Here is an 18,074-nt window from a genome sequence, read left to right as displayed (position 1 = left end):
TCCCCCCTCCTACACGTTCAAATCGGGCACATCAACCCAGCGTCGTTCGTTCCATGAGAGCAGTCCCAAATCGGATAATTGCGTTCCTTTTGCCCCTTCGAGCAAATCCCAAGGAAATGGCGTATCCAGCACTATATGCTTAAGGAATAACTCCCACTGTACTTTAAAACCGTTGTCGAACACTTGATTATCTGGTACTTCCATCCATTGCTCTTTGAAATTAAACGGATTCGGGATGTCTGGATTCCAAACAGGTTTACAGGTGTTCACACGATGCTGCGTCTTGCAGTCACGCAAACCTGCAACAGCGCTTCCCTCTGTCCCATCTACCTGAACCGTTAGTAAATCCTCACGATTGACACGCACTGCCCAGGAAGAATTTGCTTGCACGATAATACCGCCCTCAACTTCGAAAGTCGCATACGCAGCATCATCAGCTGTGCAGTCATACTTGTTACCGCTTTCATCAACTCGGTGAGGGATATGCGTATAGCCTAAACAGGATACCGATCGCACTTTGCCAAACAGATTATCGATGACATAACGCCAGTGGGCAAACATGTCGACTATAATTCCGCCACCGTCTTCTTTGCGATAATTCCAAGATGGACGTTGTCCTGGCTGCCAGTCCCCTTCAAAAACCCAATAGCCAAATTCCATCCGAACCGTCAATATCTTTCCGAAAAATCCGGAATCTACCAGTCGCTTAAGCTTCATCAACCCAGGGAGAAACAGCTTGTCTTGCACCACGCCGTTCTTCACACCAGCCTCTTTCGCAAGGCGTGCCAGATCTAGTGACTCGGCAAGACTCGTTCCCGTCGGCTTTTCACAATAGATGTGCTTTCCTGCGAGGATAGCCTTACGAATACTCTCAGCACGGAAACTCGTCATCTGCGAATCAAAATATAGGGTATCCTGCGGGTTTGCAAGGCATGCATCTAAATCTGTCGAGAATCGAGTAATTCCGTGAGCTTCTGCCAACGCTTTCAATTTATTCTCTTGGCGGCCGACCAGTATCGGATCCGGCATAATGACATCCCCATTAGGCAATTTGACACCGCCTTGATTGCGTATTGCTACAATCGAACGGATGAGATGTTGGTTCGTTCCCATTCGTCCTGTAACCCCATTCATGATAATGCCTACTTGATGGATTGCCATAGCTAAATTACCCCTTTCAACTTTTCGTTGGCAGTTCGTTCCTTCCTTCTGCCTCACGTCCTACCTTCATCATACGTTCGTTACCATTTCCTGTCATACGACTTTAAGATGTAAATTCTCAATTTCGGAACTATTATTTGCCCGAGGTTTCACGTTTATCTGCTTCTTCTCCTGCTACTTCACATCCTATGGAAAAAATTCTACTTTTAATTCTTTCGTGGGGTTGGGTGGGGTTGGGTGGGGTTGGGTTATCAATACAATCCCCCCGATTAGAAACCTTAATGGAAAAAGTACAGTTAAATTCGCCATATATCACCTTAAAAGTGGAATAACTGGAAAATATGCAGCTAATTTCACCCATTCCCCTCTGAACTAACGAATACTCGAGAAATACCTACACTTTTTCCATCTAATTGCTATATTCATCAAGATACAGTAAAAATAGATGTACTTTTTCCATTTAAAAAGGCTACTAGACTTTCACTTGCTAAAAAAAGACTTGCGCCACTATCACGCAAGTCCTTGTTGTTATCAATTACTGTAAGTAATACAATTTATAAAGTAATACGGCTGCTTCCGCGCGGGTGGTATTCCCTGTCGGGTGCAGGTTCTGCCCATCCCCCTCAACCAATCCCTGTTGAATCAAGGTTCTTATACTATCCTTCGCATAGCTTGCAATGTTCATGAAGTCAGTGAACTTGTTCATATCAACAGCACTGGTAACTGTCCGATTATTCCCAGCGATTCGAATTGCTCTTTCTACCATAACCATCATATCCTGCCGGGAAATAAAATCCTGCGGATTAAGCTTATTATTTCCTACGCCTGCTGAGATTCCGAGTTGTCTAGCCAATCGAGCTTCTTCGTAATAATAATCCGATGGTTGAACATCGTCAAAATTGCCCTCTACTTCTGCACTCAAACCTAATGTCTCAACTAATAACTTAAGGAAATCTGCTCTCGTAATGTTTGCACTTGGTGTGAATGTGGATTCAGTCGTGCCATTAATTACACCTTTCGAAGCTAAAACCTCAATCTGCTTTTTCGCCCAATGCACACTCTGAATATCATCATACGTAGTTTCCTCATACGTCACGGCATACATACTAAAGTGCGTAGTTGCGAAGGTCACTTCGCCTGTCGCAGCATCATATTTACCCGATGGCACCTTAATGACTTTGCCATCACCATCTACATACCAGATCACGATATGTTCTGGATCCTGAAGCTCCTTCGCCGTTGGTGTATAGGCTACACGAACGGTAACAGGCGCATCTTTATTTTTCCAGGTAACCACTTCCCCATTGATCTTGACAGTCAGTTCAATAATTGGCTTATCCTTCGTTTTCTCTTTTAACTTTGGTGAGAATGAGCTGGTATCCGCCTTGGCAATGGAAAACTCGATTGAAGAGGGATTCGTTCCGATATCCTTCAATTTGAACATATTATCAGGTATGGTAAGCGTTCCAAGCGGAGACTGAATTTCTACTTTCTTATCCGACTCCTGCGCCTTATGCTTCGTAGCGTTGAAAGCTTCCTTTGGCAAACTCACCACATATTCTTTGACGCCTGCTTCAGGTTTAAGAACAACGGTGACAACTTTATTCCCTTTTTGATCCATTGGTGCTTGTCCAAGAGCTGCGGTGTAAGTTGATGCATCTAGTCCTGCTTGAGCGGATTCACCATGTTTAATTGGCTGAACTTCAACTGTTCCTGCCCTTGGTGCTGTAGTTGGCGGGTGATTTCCACCACCGCCACCACCTGGTGGCGAACTAGTAGTTGCTCCCACAGTGACCGCTTTGGTTACATTAGGCGTAAATTTCGTTGCAGCTAGAATGGGCGGTTTCAAAGCCTTTACGCCAACAAGAGTGACATCAGCGGAACCAGTAGCAATGCTTTTGAATTTAAAAGTTAGAATGGGCGTCGAATCTGCAGATACGACACTAGGAGAGGATCTCGTGACGGCCACTTTAGCATGATTGCCCTCCAGATACTCGGCTTGATAGGTAAATTGTTGCGAATTCGCATCGCCATGAATAAAACTCAGCTTTGTTGCATCAAAAGCAACCTCCGCTTCATAGCCTTTAAACAGCTGCTCGCCAGCTCCGGTCATCGTCACAACCACCTCATCTCCACTAACAATGATGGTTCTGTCAAGATGTATATCAAACGATGTTGCAACAACAGCAGCATCGGCTCTTTCGATAGGACTTGATAAACTAATAACTAAGGAGGAAAGCAGTAGTACATGCAACAATTTAGAAAACTTCATCTATATCGCTCCTCTTCATAAATATGGATAAGAAGGCCACTTGCGCAACCTTCCTATCCCCTGTTTGTACGATCAATTATTTGTGAATATATTTCTCTACAACAAATGTTATTTCATAAATATCAATGATACCGTCATTATTGATATCCATTCGTTTAACTTGGTTCCAGTCAGACAGCCCCACATGTTTACCAAACGCTGGAGCCACTTTACCTAAATCGCCAAGGTCATACCCGAGAATGTCATTAAAGTCACCAGTATGACTTGTAATTACCAAGCTCTGGAAGGTACTGAGCGCATCATTCAAGCTAGTAATGGCAGCTGCAACCTGAGAAGTACTGGAAACCTCATCTCGTACTACAGTAGCTGCATGAATGGCAGTCACCAATTGCTCCTTCGTGCCTGCCGGATACTGACCGTTCTCCAGTCCTTCAACGGCTGCGTCATAGACGGCTTGAGCAGATTGAATGGTAGCAATTAAAGCCGTTTTGTCTGATCCAACAGTTATCGACTTGCTTGCTAGTTGAGCCCCGAGAATATCTCCTTGCGCATTGGATAGCTCAATGGCAGTCACAGCGATAGAACCGTTTCCAGAAGCTAGCGGACTCAACGTAATTTTTAAGATTTCAGGTACATCACCTGTGATTGCATTGTGAGCACCGGAATGTAACACAATGAAGCGAACTTTTCCTTGCTCTGGCAAACTTTCCAAGCTTTCAATCGTTGTACCACTTTGAACAGCGGTTGCCGCTTCGAAACGGAACAATGTTTTGTCATAGGTAATCGTAATATCCTGTGCCGTAATATTCTGCGCACCCGCAAGACCATAGAACAGACTAAGTGGAATGGTGGGTTCAACCATACTCACCCCAGTTAAGGTTACCGTGCCGCTCATGGCTCCTGCTTCTGTTGTCACCGACAATGGATTGCTGGTTGGTGACACTTTACCATTGGAATCCTTCGCTACCACTGTAAACACATAATCTCTATGAGGATGCAAACCTGAAATGGTATAAGCGGCATTCGTGATGTCCGATGTGTTCACTTTCGTTCCATTTTGGTATACATCATAGGTGATTACTGCTGCACTCTGATTGGTAGAAGCATGCCAAGTCAAACTTACGGAATTTGCCGTTTTACTGCTCACTTGCAGACCAGTCGGCTTACTTGGAGCTGCTGCGAAAATTTGAGTTTCAATAATACTATTGAAACCAAGTCCATAACCTGCAACCGAATGTCCGTGACATAAGATACGAACATATTTAGCAGTCACAGCATTAAATTTATAGGTTTCTAATCCCTGCGTTGTGCCGCTTGTTACGCCAGATGGATAAACAGTCGTCCAGTTGATGCCATCACTAGATACCGTAATATCAAAGTAGTTTCTCCTTACATGGCCATTAGAGAAAGCTAGCGAAACTGCGTTAATTTCCTTGAGTTCGCCCAGGTCGTACTGAATCCACTGTTCTTTTTCGGCTGACCAACGAGATTCAGGATCCAGATCGCCATCAATCGTATTCATTGCAATATATTTAGGATCCACATCCAAGCTTGCTGTTACTCCAGCAATATATAAGAAAGGAGTATCCAGTACAACACTGCTTTCATTAGAAGGCGTACCTGCACCATTGGCATTGTAAGGCACGATAGTAAAGTAGTACGGTCTTGAGGTTGGCGGCAGATCCACAACATAACCGGAATTCGTCACGTCAAAGGTCGTACCCAGATAATTTCCGCTCGACTTTCCAACCTTAATCTTGTAGGACGTATTTTTAGGATCGGTTGTAAAGTTTACGGTAACCTTGCTTCCATCAGCAATTAAACTCGTAATGACAGGTGTCACAGCATCGGGCGCTTTAGGTGTACCCGATTTCTCATTCGAAATCTCACTTTCGCCTTGTGCAGTGACCGATGAAACAACAACATAGTACGTTGTATCGTTCACAAGGTTTGGAATGATCGGTGTTGTACTGCCTGTCGTAATACTGTTCGTATAAAGACCAGAAGTCGTTCCATACTTGACTTTATACTTCAGTGCACCATCCACCGGTGTAAAGTCAATGCCTAAGCTGCCGTTCCCCACGTTAACAGAATTCAATACTGGTTTATCAGGTAGTGTGTAAGAAGCCAGAAGGCCATCGAATTTCGTACTCGCACCCGTTGCAGTCATTCCCACATATCCTGTTGCAAATGTTGCATCCTGCGCAGTTAGCTCTTTTTTGCCATTCACATACACATTAATGGTACCATTCGTTAGCTCTGCCCGTAATCTATGAGCCTTCGCTTCTACAACAGTATCCTTCCAGCCCCATGGGTTAAAGTAGAAAATAGCTCCAAGTCTAGTCGTTGGTAACGTGAAAGCCTTCTCCGCAATGATGCTGAAGCTGCCATTCACCTTTTTCTTGATGTAGAGCTTATCTTGGGTATACGAAATTTGATAATAGTTGTTGGCGTCTGTGACCCGCGCAAGGATTCCCGCTTCGCCATTGCCAATGGCAGGTGTGCTCATCCAAGCATAATAGTTAATGTTAGCTAATTTCTTCGCTGTATTGTAAGCAATGACAGGCGAAGCACCTCCATTTAACGTAAATATTTTCTCATTCTCGTCATAGTTATGACCGCCAACGACGGAAGAATTCGTGACCGTTTTTTTGTTGAAAGGAATGATGTTGTCATGCGTTACTGACGATACCGCTTGATCAACCACCCAGCCTTTGGCAGTCATATCCCCAACACTGCTGTAATTGAACGTATCATTAAATGTTGTTGCTGTAATATTTCCCGTCGAGAATAGCAGTTCCATTAAGAAAGACCAGACATCATTCGCTAGCGTATACGTATGGGTATCGATCCAGCTTTGACCAAAATACCCATTGACCAATTTAGCATACAGATCATTAGCTGCAACTTTCTGTAATTTCTCGATGTGATTTGCTAAATCTGTGCTTATTGGTGTATGCAAATAACCAAAATGATTTAATAGAACGGTATTGGAAATAGCCGGTTCCAATCCAAGAACGACATAACTCGGCGATTCTCTTGGCCCGCCTTGATCGGCTGATTGGAATTCAAACCCCATTCCGAGCTGACCTTGGAATTCTCCGTCTTCTGCCAAATACGGCCAGTTAAAGGCTTCTTGGGCTGCATGAATTTTCAAAGGATCTTCCAAGAATTCATTTAACGTAACGTTCATAAATGACCATTTGCTTGACTTCAAGGTTGCTTCTACTCTTGCCGCTTTCTCTGTCAGTTTTAAGGCATCCGTCGCAGCTGTAGAGAAATTATTCGTATTTTCGAAGCTAGCTGCAATCGTTGTTAAGCCTTTGCTTTTTAACTCCGCTATAAATGCCTTGTGGTCATACGCAGCAATGATCGGTTTAATATTTTCCAGTCCCAGAGCAAAAGCCGAAGCAAAGAAGCTCGTCAAATGAGGTTCACCAAAGTTACCCGTAACCCCGTTATTGGAATCTCCATTCATCGCTAATCTTCTTGTGGTATGTCCAATATAATTGCCATCTTTATCATAATCGTTTAACATGTACATCTCGGCAATCAGTGCAGCTTTCATAAATGTGATTAAAGTTTCTTTCTCGTTCACGCTCAGTCTGGAAGTAATCCGTGTATCGTTCCAGAGAAGCGCAATCGCATATACAATTGGAGATTGTGAGCGATCATCAAGTCCTGCTTGAAGATTTGGCATTTTGGCAGGCACAGACAAGATTTTTTTGAGTGCGTCCACATATTCATCAATCAGAACAGAATTATTGTTTCCAGCTGCAATAGCCTGGGCTACAACTGCAAATCCTTTAGCGTTCTCAGTCTCAGGAGCACTACCTTGCCCATTGTTCATATTGGCAAATGCAATATTCCGAATATGGAGTAGGGCATCATCCAAATAATGTTGTGACGGCTCTGCGTAAGGGTAAGCGACACTTTGTGCAGCGAATGCTCCTACCACTTCCGCAGTTGTGAAACCAACTGTATCTTTAAGCGCGGAAGCAAGTATTTTGACCTTTTTATTACTTCCAGTAACTGGCTGCTGCAGAATAATATTTAACTGCTTAATCCCAATTTCAACTTTATCGTTAGCACCCAATGCTTGATACGTTAAGCCACCATCGGATGATAGCTGAATGGCATTTTTTAAAGCCACAGCATCTGCCAAATTATTCATAATGGGTTCATCGAAAGCTACTTTAATCGTTTTGTTAAAGTTTACGGTATAAACCGCAGCCAGTTTCGGTGGTTGCACGTCTTCAGAGAAGGAGCTTGATATAAACTCGGCTACTGAATTTCCGCTCCCATCCTTTAATGTAGATGCCGCCACCTTTATTTTGTAGTCTGAACCCGAGAGCTTAGTTGCCAGCGTTACAACGAGTGAATTTCCGTTGATCGCTACGGTATCTCCTTGTGCCAAAGGTACAAATGCCTGATTGCTTTGGCTTATCGTAACAGCTGCTTTAAGTGCAGCAGCATCAGCCACCTTACTAATTAAAGCCTCATTAGCTCGGAGGGTAATCACTTTATTGCTTGCATCCAACGTAACGTTTGGTTCAAAAATGGGAGCCGCTACATCAACCACAATAGGTTGAGTTTCAATAGCCACGCCATTGGCATTACCGAATGTATCCGCTAAAGTTCCCGCCGCTACTTTAATGGATAATGAGGATACTGTAATTTTTTGAGCAAAATTAATTGTCAGCTTCTTATCGCTAATGCTAACGGTATCTCCCCCAGCAAGTGCGGTGAAGTCAGTACCATTGGAAGATGTGCTAATCGCTGTTTTTAAATCTGGAACCTTATTATAAATACTTTCATTGAATGTTACTTCAACTTTTTGGTTATCCGTAACAGCAACACCAGAAATAGCAGGAGCTTTACTGTCATAATCAATTGCAAGCTGTGGATAAATGGTTCCAACAGCCGAGCCTTCTTTCGTTTTAAAGCTTCTTGCTCCTGTCGTCGATGTTGAATCGTTCATAATCATGATACTGGCAACGCCATCTTTCGCTTTCTGCTTACTCAGATAATCCGTGATATCCACTTCGTACCAAGTATCTGTCCGATTGGCACTAATCTCTGCAGTACCGAGCAATTCCCCGTAAGCAGGCTGATTCGCATAGGTCATACCCGTCTCTGTCCAGCTGTCATCTTCTACCGCATAAAATAAAGCAGTGCCAGCTTGTGTTGTCCCATACTGCAGATAGACTCTCAATTTACCGGTATTGAATGTTCCCAAATTTGCGATATCGAACTTCATGAAAGATCTTGCTTTCGCAGCCCCAATCACATTAGCACCTGAAACTTCTCTAATGTACATGAGCGTTTCATTACCGAAATTTTTGTAATAAGGACTGTTTGCACTCACATCAGAAGTCCCAACACCGCCACCTGCATCGACATACGTGTCGGCTGCAACTTTTACAGTTACAAGCGCTGATAATGGCGCAGGAACATTTAGCGTAGTGGTTATCACATCCGTTGCTAGTGGTAAATTACTGGCAAGTGATTTAATCGTATTGCCGAGTACTTTCACCTTGAAGTTGTTACCAATAAGCGTAGAACTGAATTGAATACTGACCGAACTACCTTCTATTGTGACGTTGTCATTTAAGCTTAATGCTTGATACGTATTACCACCGTTGTCAGAGATCTGGAATCCCGTTTTCGGATTGCCTGAATGCCACGCAATGGCTTTGTCGAAGTTTAACTGGATGGTCTTGGCAGTGCCCCCAACGACAGCTGTCAAATAATTAGGAGGCAACATACTAACTTGTCCTATGAGCAAATTCGTGACTACTTCCGTAGAAGCGATATTGTTATAGCTGTCCTTTAACGTACTCGCCAATACTTTGATTCGATTATTCTCTCCGACAAGTCCTGTTTGTAGGTTCACTTTTAAGTAAACATTATCCGTCACAGTAACCGAGTCATTCGCTCCTAACGGATTGTATGTCGTGCCATCTGTCGTGAGTAACACCTTACTTTTCAAACTTCCACCTGAATTATCCAAAATAGCCTCATCATACTTCAGACTAATATTCTTATAATCCGGACTAATTTCAGCAGATTGGTAGATCGGGGCTTCCGCATCTCTGAGGTAGATCAATCCTGGTTGTTTAATAGCCTCCCACGTTCTTTCTTTATTCGTGAAAGCTCGCCATGAAGCAGATGTGCTTACGACGACTAGACTTGCTTTACCATCTAAAGCCTTCTGTTGTTTAATATAATTTGTAATATCTATATCAACAGTTCCGCCTGCTGCAGGTGCTTGCTCCAAATTGAACGTCGTAATTAGTGAACCATAGGCAGGTTGTGTGTTCCAGGTCATGGCTGTCTCTGACCACGTATCATCGGCAACCGCGTAGACATTAATTGCAACAGTGGCAGCGCTAGCGACATAGTTATTAAATAATCGAAGCTTAAATGTTGCTCCATCCAAGTTAGTTGGTAATTGGGATAGATTGAAGCGAAAAAACGGATATTGTGTGTTGTTTTCCCCTGAAGTTCTCAGGTGCAGCTGATTGGCTGTAGGTGCTATATTGTAGTTGACATCTCTCTCAGCTGGAACGCTAGATACATAGGTATCCGCTTCTGGTAAATATTTGGTCTCTGCTGCATCCACCTTATTCAGCGGACTCGTCAGAAAGGTGTTGCAGGTACCCATCAGCAATGTAGCTAAAAGAATCTTGCTTACCATCTGTTTGAATCTCATTTTTGGCATCACTTCACTCCTCAACTTCAAAATATAGGATGTTCATTTCACTCTTCTATCGACGCATTCTCATTGCCAGTTTATAAGAAAGCGCTATCAAGGATGCGAGCTATGCTAACCTCCTATCTTTTCAGCTTAAATTCTTCAACGCCTCATGTATACTTGACTAACTTGTCAAAACTCTGCACTTTTTAACAAAATTCATGTTTCTACGTTTGAAAGTTGTCATAGTCACAGCTTCTCTCCTACACATTTTGGTGAATTCACTTCACTTTTCAGCAAAATGAAATGTCGCTGGTCTATCTTCCTAGTCTTATGCTAGAATGCAAAGTAACAAGATACATCTCAACTTGTCAATGTCATCTAGTTCACTAATTCTTCCCTTTAAGGCGGTGATTGAATGATCTACCGAACGAAACTCCATGCACCTCGTAAAAAGGTTTTTTACCGCTTGTTTACGTCAAATGTTATCATGCTGTTATTTCCTCTCCTTATTGGATGGGGGATGTATACGCAACTTGAGAAGATTATTTATGAGAACGCTTACGAAGCCAACAGTATGCTCATCAGTCAACTCCGTCAAAATGTGGATCATCGCATTACTGAACTCCAGCAATTCGGCTATTTAATTTCCGTAAATCCCAAGATTCAAACCCTATTGGCTGAATTCAAGCCTGATAATCCACATAAAGATTATGTCGCAAGCCAATTGCTTACCGAGCTTCGAAACTATTCCCAGGTCAATAGCATTATTGATGACTTCACAATAAGCAGCGAGCCCTTAAATAGTATTTTCACTACTAATGCGCGCATGGATACACAATTCTACTATGAGCACTATCTCCCCTTTAAAGATCTAACCTATGCGGACTGGATGAAATCCTATGTGAATGGATATAGCTATCAACACTATTTGCCCGCTATCCAAAGCACTTCTGGCCAATTCATGTTAACCTACACATCATCCATACCTCTTGGCGATCGAACCCATTCGCTAGGAAAATTAATCATGACGATGGACCAATCCAAGCTGCTAGACACAGCAGAAATGTCATCCACATCAAACCAAGTGCAGTTCTACATCCTGAATAAGGATAAGCAAATTATTATGCGTACATCAGATACCCCTCTGCAAGATGAGATTTTGAAAACAGTTGCTCTTTCCCCATCCGGTTCGCTCACAACATCTTCCGATAAAGATAGTTGGATGGTTAACTATGAGAACTCTAAGCAAACAGGTTGGACCTTTATCGCTACTGTACCTGAGAAATCCTTCATTGCTCCTGTTTTGCATGTCAAGTATGCTGCTTTGTCAGCTGTTGCTGCGTGCTTATTAATCGGCCTTATTGCTGCTTACATGTTGACGGAAAGAAATTATAGCCCTTTACGTAAATTGATCGGTGTGATCAATCCTAAGACAACGCAAACTTCCCGATCCGGCAAATGGGACGAATGGACAGCGTTGCGTAATTCCATGGAAGAGTCTATGGAAGAGGAACGGCAGTTGCGAGGTCAGCTTCACAAACACTTTCCTACCGTTCAATCCAGCTATATTCACCGGCTCATTCGTGGACGTGTTGAAAGTGAATCTATTCAAGAATCAGCAACCGAAATGATCGGCACCCCTTTTGCTTATGACCATTTCGCTGTATTGCTGATTGAACTAGATGATTGCTCCGAATTTGTCAAAGATAACTCCGAGCGTCAGTGGGCCCACGTAAGGTTCATTATTATGAATATCCTACAAGATTTGATTAAAGAGAGAGGCATGTCGGCTTTCTTTGCCGAAATGGATCGCGAGCAAGTTGGCGTTTTGATCAACCACAGCTTGCAAGAAGAGCAATGGAAGCTGAACATCCTGCCCTGTTTGGAGGAATTAAATGCGATCCTTCAGATTCGGCTCTCGATCTTTGTCACTGTTGCCGTTAGTGATAGTCGCCCCTCTCCATCGCAGATTGGCGAATGTTATGCAGAGGCATTAAGATCGATGGAGCATAAATGGCTCAAGGGTGAACATTCAGTCATATGCTACAGCGATCTGGGCGAAGAAGAGAAAACCTACTTTTATCCCGTTGATACCGAAAGCCAAATCATTAATTTAGTCAAGCATGGCGAATTAGATCAGGTAATTAAACTCCTAGATCAGGTATACACGATGAATTTCGATCGAGGCGCTATTGCCCCAGAGTTAGGAAAATGGCTCATGTATAACATTGTGAGTACACTCTTAAAATGTTTACAGCTTCTCAATCTAACGTATCGTGAGGTATTCGTACAGGAAGACGATCCTGATAAACGATTAGCTGCTTGTGATACGTCCATTGAAATGTATCAAGAGATCAAGCTGATGTATACCACACTATGCACATTTGTGAATGAAGATCGTTCTGATCATAATCAAGAGCTTATGAGCAAAATGGTTGCCTACCTTGAAACTAGCGTATACGATGCCAATCTAGGGCTAGAGGGTGTCGCTGACCATTTTGCACTTTCCCCCAAATATGTATCTAGATTCTTTAAACTGCATACGGGTGAGACGATCACGGACTATATTGCAAAGATGAGGGTTGAAGAGGCTAAGAAATTACTTACAGAGACGGAAATGACTGTTCTGGACATTTCTCAAAAGCTTGGTTACTCAACTGACATTGGATTACAGCGCATATTTAAGAAACATACTGGATTGACACCTGGTAAATATCGGATTGGAAACAAATAATACCAGAGGGCTGCATTTCGCATGCAGCACCTCTGGTTTTTCTCTTCTTCCTATCCAAACAAGGAAACTTGCAGGGGTTAGATACCATTTGATAGTCCCAAAAGTGGCATTCCGCAGGCAATTGGGTAGATATACGGTAGGCTAGCAGCTACCCCCCTTCTATAATCAAATTAAACACATAGAAAGGGTGATCATCCCCATGCACAGCAATTCGAGCAGCACAACAGCCGCTGCGAGATCCATCGATGCATCTGCAGTCAAGAAAAAGTCGGGTTACTTGTATAGACTCAAGAAGGATCTAGTTAGAAATAAACTCATCTATCTCATCCTTCTACCCGTTGTCGCGTATTATGTTATTTTTCATTATGTACCGATGTACGGGGCGCAAATTGCGTTCAAGCAATTTTCACCAGCAAAAGGTATACTAGCCAGTGAGTGGGTCGGCTTCATCCACTTCAAGCAATTTTTTAGTTCATTTTACTTCTGGCGTGTTCTAAAGAATACGTTACTAATCAGTTTCTATGAACTTATTTTTGGTTTTCCAGCTCCTATTTTGTTAGCCTTGTTATTAAACGAAGTGCGCGTGCGTTTCTTCAAGAGAGCCGTGCAAACCATTACTTATATTCCACATTTCATCTCTGTAGTCATTGTGGTTGGGATGACAGTGGATTTCTTCTCGCTTAACGGTTTGGTCAATCAACTGCTTGGCATGTTCGGTGTAGAGCCGCTCAAATTTTTCAACAGTTCTGATTACTTTCGTTTCCTCTTCGTAGGCTCCGGGATTTGGCAAGGTGTAGGCTGGGGATCTATTATTTATCTGGCTGCGATTGCCGGTATTGATCCTTCACTCTATGAAGCTGCTCGCGTAGATGGTGCGAATCGCTTCAAACAAATTAGACATATTACCCTGCCAGGTATCGCACCGACCATCATCATCTTATTCATTCTTACGATTGGGCATTTCATGAGCGTAGGTGCAGAGAAAATCATTCTACTCTACAACCCTGCGATGTATGAAACAGCCGATACAATTTCCACATTTGTTTATCGCAAAGGGTTATTAGAATCCAACTACAGCTTCAGTGCAGCCGTAGGACTCTTCAATTCCGTCATTAATTTCATCTTATTAATTATTACGAATCGACTCAGTAGTTCCTTAACGGATACGAAACTGTGGTAGGAGGCTCATCATGAAAGAACGTAAAACGATTGGCGATATTAGCTTTGATTTATCCACATATCTCATACTCTCTATCTTGTGCATCGTAACTTTGTATCCATTCATTTATATTGTTATGGCCTCATTCAGTGATCCTGCACAGTTTGCACAGCAGCGAGGCCTCATGTTCTGGCCTACAGGGTTTTCACTAGAGGGATACCGACTTGTTTTCAATAATCCAATGATTGGTATTGGTTACTTAAACACCATTTTCTACGTCGTCATTGGGACTGTGCTCAACATCTTCTTTACTAGTTTAGGTGCCTACGCGTTGTCTCGTAAGAATGTCATGCTCCGTGATCCCATCATGATGATTATCGTATTTACGATGTTTTTCGGTGGCGGACTTATCCCTACTTATCTACTGGTGAATGGACTCGGCTTATATGATACACGTTGGGCACTTATTCTACCTGGACTAGTGGGAACCTTTAACCTCATCATCATGCGTACGTCATTTCAAGCGATACCGGATAGTTTAGAGGAATCAGCTAGAATTGATGGAGCGAATGATCTTACCATTTTATTTCGCATCATCCTGCCTCTATCCATGCCCGTCATCTCTGTTATGATTTTATTCTACGGTGTTGGACATTGGAATGCTTACTTCAATGCACTAATCTATCTGCGTGATCGTGACCTGTATCCGTTGCAGATGATTTTGAGAGAGATCCTAATCATCAATAGCACAGATAGCATGACGACGAATATGACGACAGACGATCGTGCATTCGTTGCCAGCACCATTAAATATGCGGCAATTATTGTAACAACTACGCCTATTCTCATCATATATCCATTTCTCCAGAAGTACTTTGTCAAAGGGGTTATGATTGGAGCAATCAAAGGGTAATATGCTGTACAAGTTGAGCTGTATACCGATTGATGGTCGCGAAAAGCAGAGATCTGATAGTACAAATCCCAAATGGATGGTATTCAAAAAGCCAGAAGTTCACTATATTTGCGTTGAAGGTTATACAACCTACAAATAAGCCTAAGGGGATGAACAAGAAATGAAAGTAACCTTAAAAAATGTTGTAATCGGTTCCACATCTGTCATTCTAATTGCCGCCATGTTGAGTGCTTGCAGCAGCACAACGACACCAGAAAGTAGTTCAGCAGCATCGGCAGCTGCAACAACAAAACCTTTAACTAATCTTACCTACTTCTTAGAAATGAACAACAACGCAGCTCCTGTCTCCAAAAACTACAATGATAGAGAAGTCTACAAAGAACTAGAAAAGCGTACAGGTGTGAAAGTGGAATATACGCACCCACCGATCGGGCCAGAGCAAGTCAAACAAGCGCTGAATCTAATGGTTGCTTCCAATAACTTGACAGATGTCATCGACTTTAACTGGTTGTCTTACCCAGGTGGACCTGAGAAAGCGATTAATGACGGTGTCATTATCGACCTCAAGGATTTAATTGACAAGTATGCGCCGAATCTAAGCAAAATCCTGAAGGAAAATCCGGAAGTGAAGAAGCAAATTTCCACAGATAGCGGTAAAATTTATTCCTTCCCAGATCTCAATTTGAAAAATGAACAGTTAACGTACACCGGACCTGTGATCCGTCAGGACTGGTTGGAGAAGTTAGGTTTAACCGCACCGACAACCGTTGATGAATGGTATACCGTATTGAAAGCATTTAAAGAGAAAGATCCGAATGGTAACGGCAAAGCTGATGAAATCCCTTTCCATATCAACACTGATTTCTGGCTAAGAGATTCCAGTTTCCTTGTCGGTGCTTGGGGTATTGGCTTCGAGTTCTATCAAGATAATGGTGTTGTGAAATACGGCGTTACCCAGCCTGAGTTCAAAGAGTATGTGAAAACGATGCAGAAATGGTACAAAGAAGGCCTCCTGGATCCCGAATATGCGACGAACGATGAGAAGCTGTTTGATGCGAAAGTAACGGGTGAGCGCATTGGTTCGAGTATTGTCCTAGCCGGCGGAGGGGTAGGCAAATTCAATCAATTGATGAAAGATAAGAATCCTAAATTCGTGTTACAAGGCGTCACGTATCCAACTCTTAAGAAAGGTGATCGTGCCGAAATTGGCCAAAAAGTTAATTATTTCACTGGCCTTGGCGCAGCCATTACCAAAGCGAACAAAAACCCAATCGAAACCGTGAAGTATCTTGATTATCGCTATGGGGAAGAAGGTAATCTTCTCTTTAACTTTGGTATTGAAGGCGTTTCCTACACGATGGAGAATGGATATCCTAAATACACCGATCTCATCATGAAAAACCCGCAGGGATTACCGATGGCACAAGCATTATCGAAATATGCCGGCAGCTCTCCTAAATTAATTGATGTGCGCTATAACGAGCAATACAGTTGGACTACACCTGTTCTGAAGCAATCCGTCAAGAACTGGAGTGATGCCATCAACAAGAAGAAAATGCCGCCAGTTACGCCATCGCCGGAAGAAAGTGCTAAATTTGCTTCCATTATGAGCGATGTGAATACCTATGTAGGCGAAATGTTTAACAAGTTCGTAATGAATGCAGAACCCATTGAAAATTATGATACTTTTATTAAGAAGCTTAAATCCTTAAACATCGATGAGGCTATCAAAATTCAACAAGCTGCTTTGGATCGTTATAATAAACGATAAGAATAACTAGTAAGAATAAGCAGAACAAATAAACAGTACAAATAAAACCATCCAGGCTTTGATCAGCAGTTGTGCTGCAAAGCGCTGGATGGTTTTTTTAGAAAGATGACTACTATAATAACGCTCTTAGCTTCGCTATCGCCTCTACGAAATAATAGTCGCCATAGATCAAAGCACCGTTCTCGACTGCTGTGCGTGGATTGTTGCCTGGATGAAACGCTGCTGTTGCACTCGTTAAGATACATTCATCGGATAAATCCCAAATGGCACATTTCTCATCAAGCGCCTTAAGAATGCGAATTGCTGATTGTAAATACAGATCCTTCTCTGCCTCAGGAACAGCTTTTGCAATTTCAATTAATCCGCAGGCGGTAATGGCACCAGCTGAACTATCTAACAATGTTGCATCAGGAGGTTGTCTATAATCGCAAGGCGGTACATAATCCGTAAGCGGTAAACACGTTAATACATAATGTGCGATCCGTTTCGCAGCTTGCAGATACGCTGTTTTCCCTGTCCAATTATATGTTTGCGCGAAGCCATAAATGGCCCAGCTTTGCCCTCTTGACCAAGAAGAACCACTTGCATAACCTTGTCCTCTTGGGATTTCAACCACTTCACCTGTATCCTTATCGAAGCTAACTATATGGTTGACGGAACCATCTTCTCGAATGAACGTTGCCAACGTCTTGTCTGCATGTTGGATTCCGATGTGTTTGAAGCGGTCATCATTGCTTTGTTCACTCGCCCAGAATAGCAATGGGATATTCATCATGCAATCAATAATCGCCCAGCCTTCATTCCCACTTCCGTTCCATGCACGAATATAGCCACCGGCAAAATTGTAACGAGCAGATAACACATTCGCTGCCAGCATTGCCCGTTGTCTTGCACCTTCATCTTTAGTTAGTTCATGATTCAACACCGAGGTTAATAGCCACATAAAGCCGACATCATGATGCAATTTATCATAACTATGCAGAACGGCATCCATCTTCGTTTCAATACTTTGGGCATACACTTTATAGGTTTCATTACTTGGATCATCCTTGTATAGCTGCCACAGAATCCCTGCCCAGAATGAATTGGTCCACCAGGAAAGATCATCATGCCAATCGTCATAGACACCATTTATCGTTGTGTGCGGGAATCCATCTTGAATACGTAGTGAAGTCTTAGAAATCTTCGCGCCAATTCGCTCCCATGTTCCCTGAATAAATGCTTTATTTTCCTGTAAAATCGCTTTCAACTTACACGCCTCCTCGAAATTAGCTTGGATAATTTCAGCTCCAATGAGCTAAGTATAGCGGGATTTCAGTGTCACAACCTATAGTAGACCTTGCGAGAAACATTGCATAACTTGC

Annotated in this window: 8 protein-coding genes; 4 read left to right on the top strand and 4 right to left on the bottom strand. The window is 42.7% G+C overall.

Annotation, left to right across the window (positions count from 1 at the left end; genetic code table 11):
* Positions 1–9: 9 nt before the first annotated feature.
* The 3 genes from HQN88_RS27685 to HQN88_RS27675 form a co-directional block, all read right to left on the bottom strand.
* A complete protein-coding gene (locus HQN88_RS27685; RefSeq protein WP_173118598.1) occupies positions 10–1,161 on the bottom strand; it encodes a Gfo/Idh/MocA family protein in 1,152 nt (383 codons plus the stop codon).
* 535 nt (positions 1,162–1,696) lie between these two features.
* A complete protein-coding gene (locus HQN88_RS27680) occupies positions 1,697–3,433 on the bottom strand; it encodes an S-layer homology domain-containing protein (RefSeq protein ID WP_173118597.1) in 1,737 nt (578 codons plus the stop codon).
* Positions 3,434–3,509: 76 nt separating this feature from the next.
* Positions 3,510–10,157 (bottom strand): CBM96 family carbohydrate-binding protein, encoded by a 6,648-nt coding sequence (locus tag HQN88_RS27675; protein WP_173118596.1) that lies wholly within the window; start codon positions 10,155–10,157, stop codon positions 3,510–3,512.
* A 391-nt stretch (positions 10,158–10,548) separates the two neighbouring features.
* Between HQN88_RS27675 and HQN88_RS27670 the strand changes: the two genes are divergently transcribed.
* The 4 genes from HQN88_RS27670 to HQN88_RS27655 all read left to right on the top strand — a co-directional run bounded on the left by HQN88_RS27670 (position 10,549) and on the right by HQN88_RS27655 (position 16,710).
* A complete protein-coding gene (locus HQN88_RS27670) occupies positions 10,549–12,867 on the top strand; it encodes an AraC family transcriptional regulator (protein WP_173118594.1) in 2,319 nt (772 codons plus the stop codon).
* A gap of 199 nt (positions 12,868–13,066) precedes the next feature.
* Positions 13,067–14,047, top strand: coding sequence for an ABC transporter permease (locus tag HQN88_RS27665; RefSeq protein WP_173118592.1), 981 nt, complete (start codon positions 13,067–13,069; stop codon positions 14,045–14,047).
* Positions 14,048–14,057: 10 nt separating this feature from the next.
* Positions 14,058–14,939 carry a carbohydrate ABC transporter permease gene (locus HQN88_RS27660; protein ID WP_173118590.1) on the top strand — a complete coding sequence of 294 codons (882 nt, stop codon included), beginning with the start codon at positions 14,058–14,060 and terminating at the stop codon, positions 14,937–14,939.
* A gap of 160 nt (positions 14,940–15,099) precedes the next feature.
* On the top strand, positions 15,100–16,710 hold the full coding sequence (locus HQN88_RS27655) for a type 2 periplasmic-binding domain-containing protein (protein WP_173118588.1): 1,611 nt from the start codon (positions 15,100–15,102) through the stop codon (positions 16,708–16,710).
* Between the two features lie 112 nt (positions 16,711–16,822).
* On the opposite strand, the gene HQN88_RS27650 is transcribed toward HQN88_RS27655, so the two are convergent.
* Positions 16,823–17,959, bottom strand: coding sequence for a glycoside hydrolase family 88 protein (locus HQN88_RS27650; RefSeq protein ID WP_216855852.1), 1,137 nt, complete (start codon positions 17,957–17,959; stop codon positions 16,823–16,825).
* Positions 17,960–18,074: the final 115 nt, after the last annotated feature.

This window comes from Paenibacillus qinlingensis (assembly GCF_013204845.1).
GTDB classification, from domain to species: domain Bacteria; phylum Bacillota; class Bacilli; order Paenibacillales; family NBRC-103111; genus Paenibacillus_E; species Paenibacillus_E qinlingensis.
This window is presented reverse-complemented; position numbering and strand designations above follow the sequence as displayed.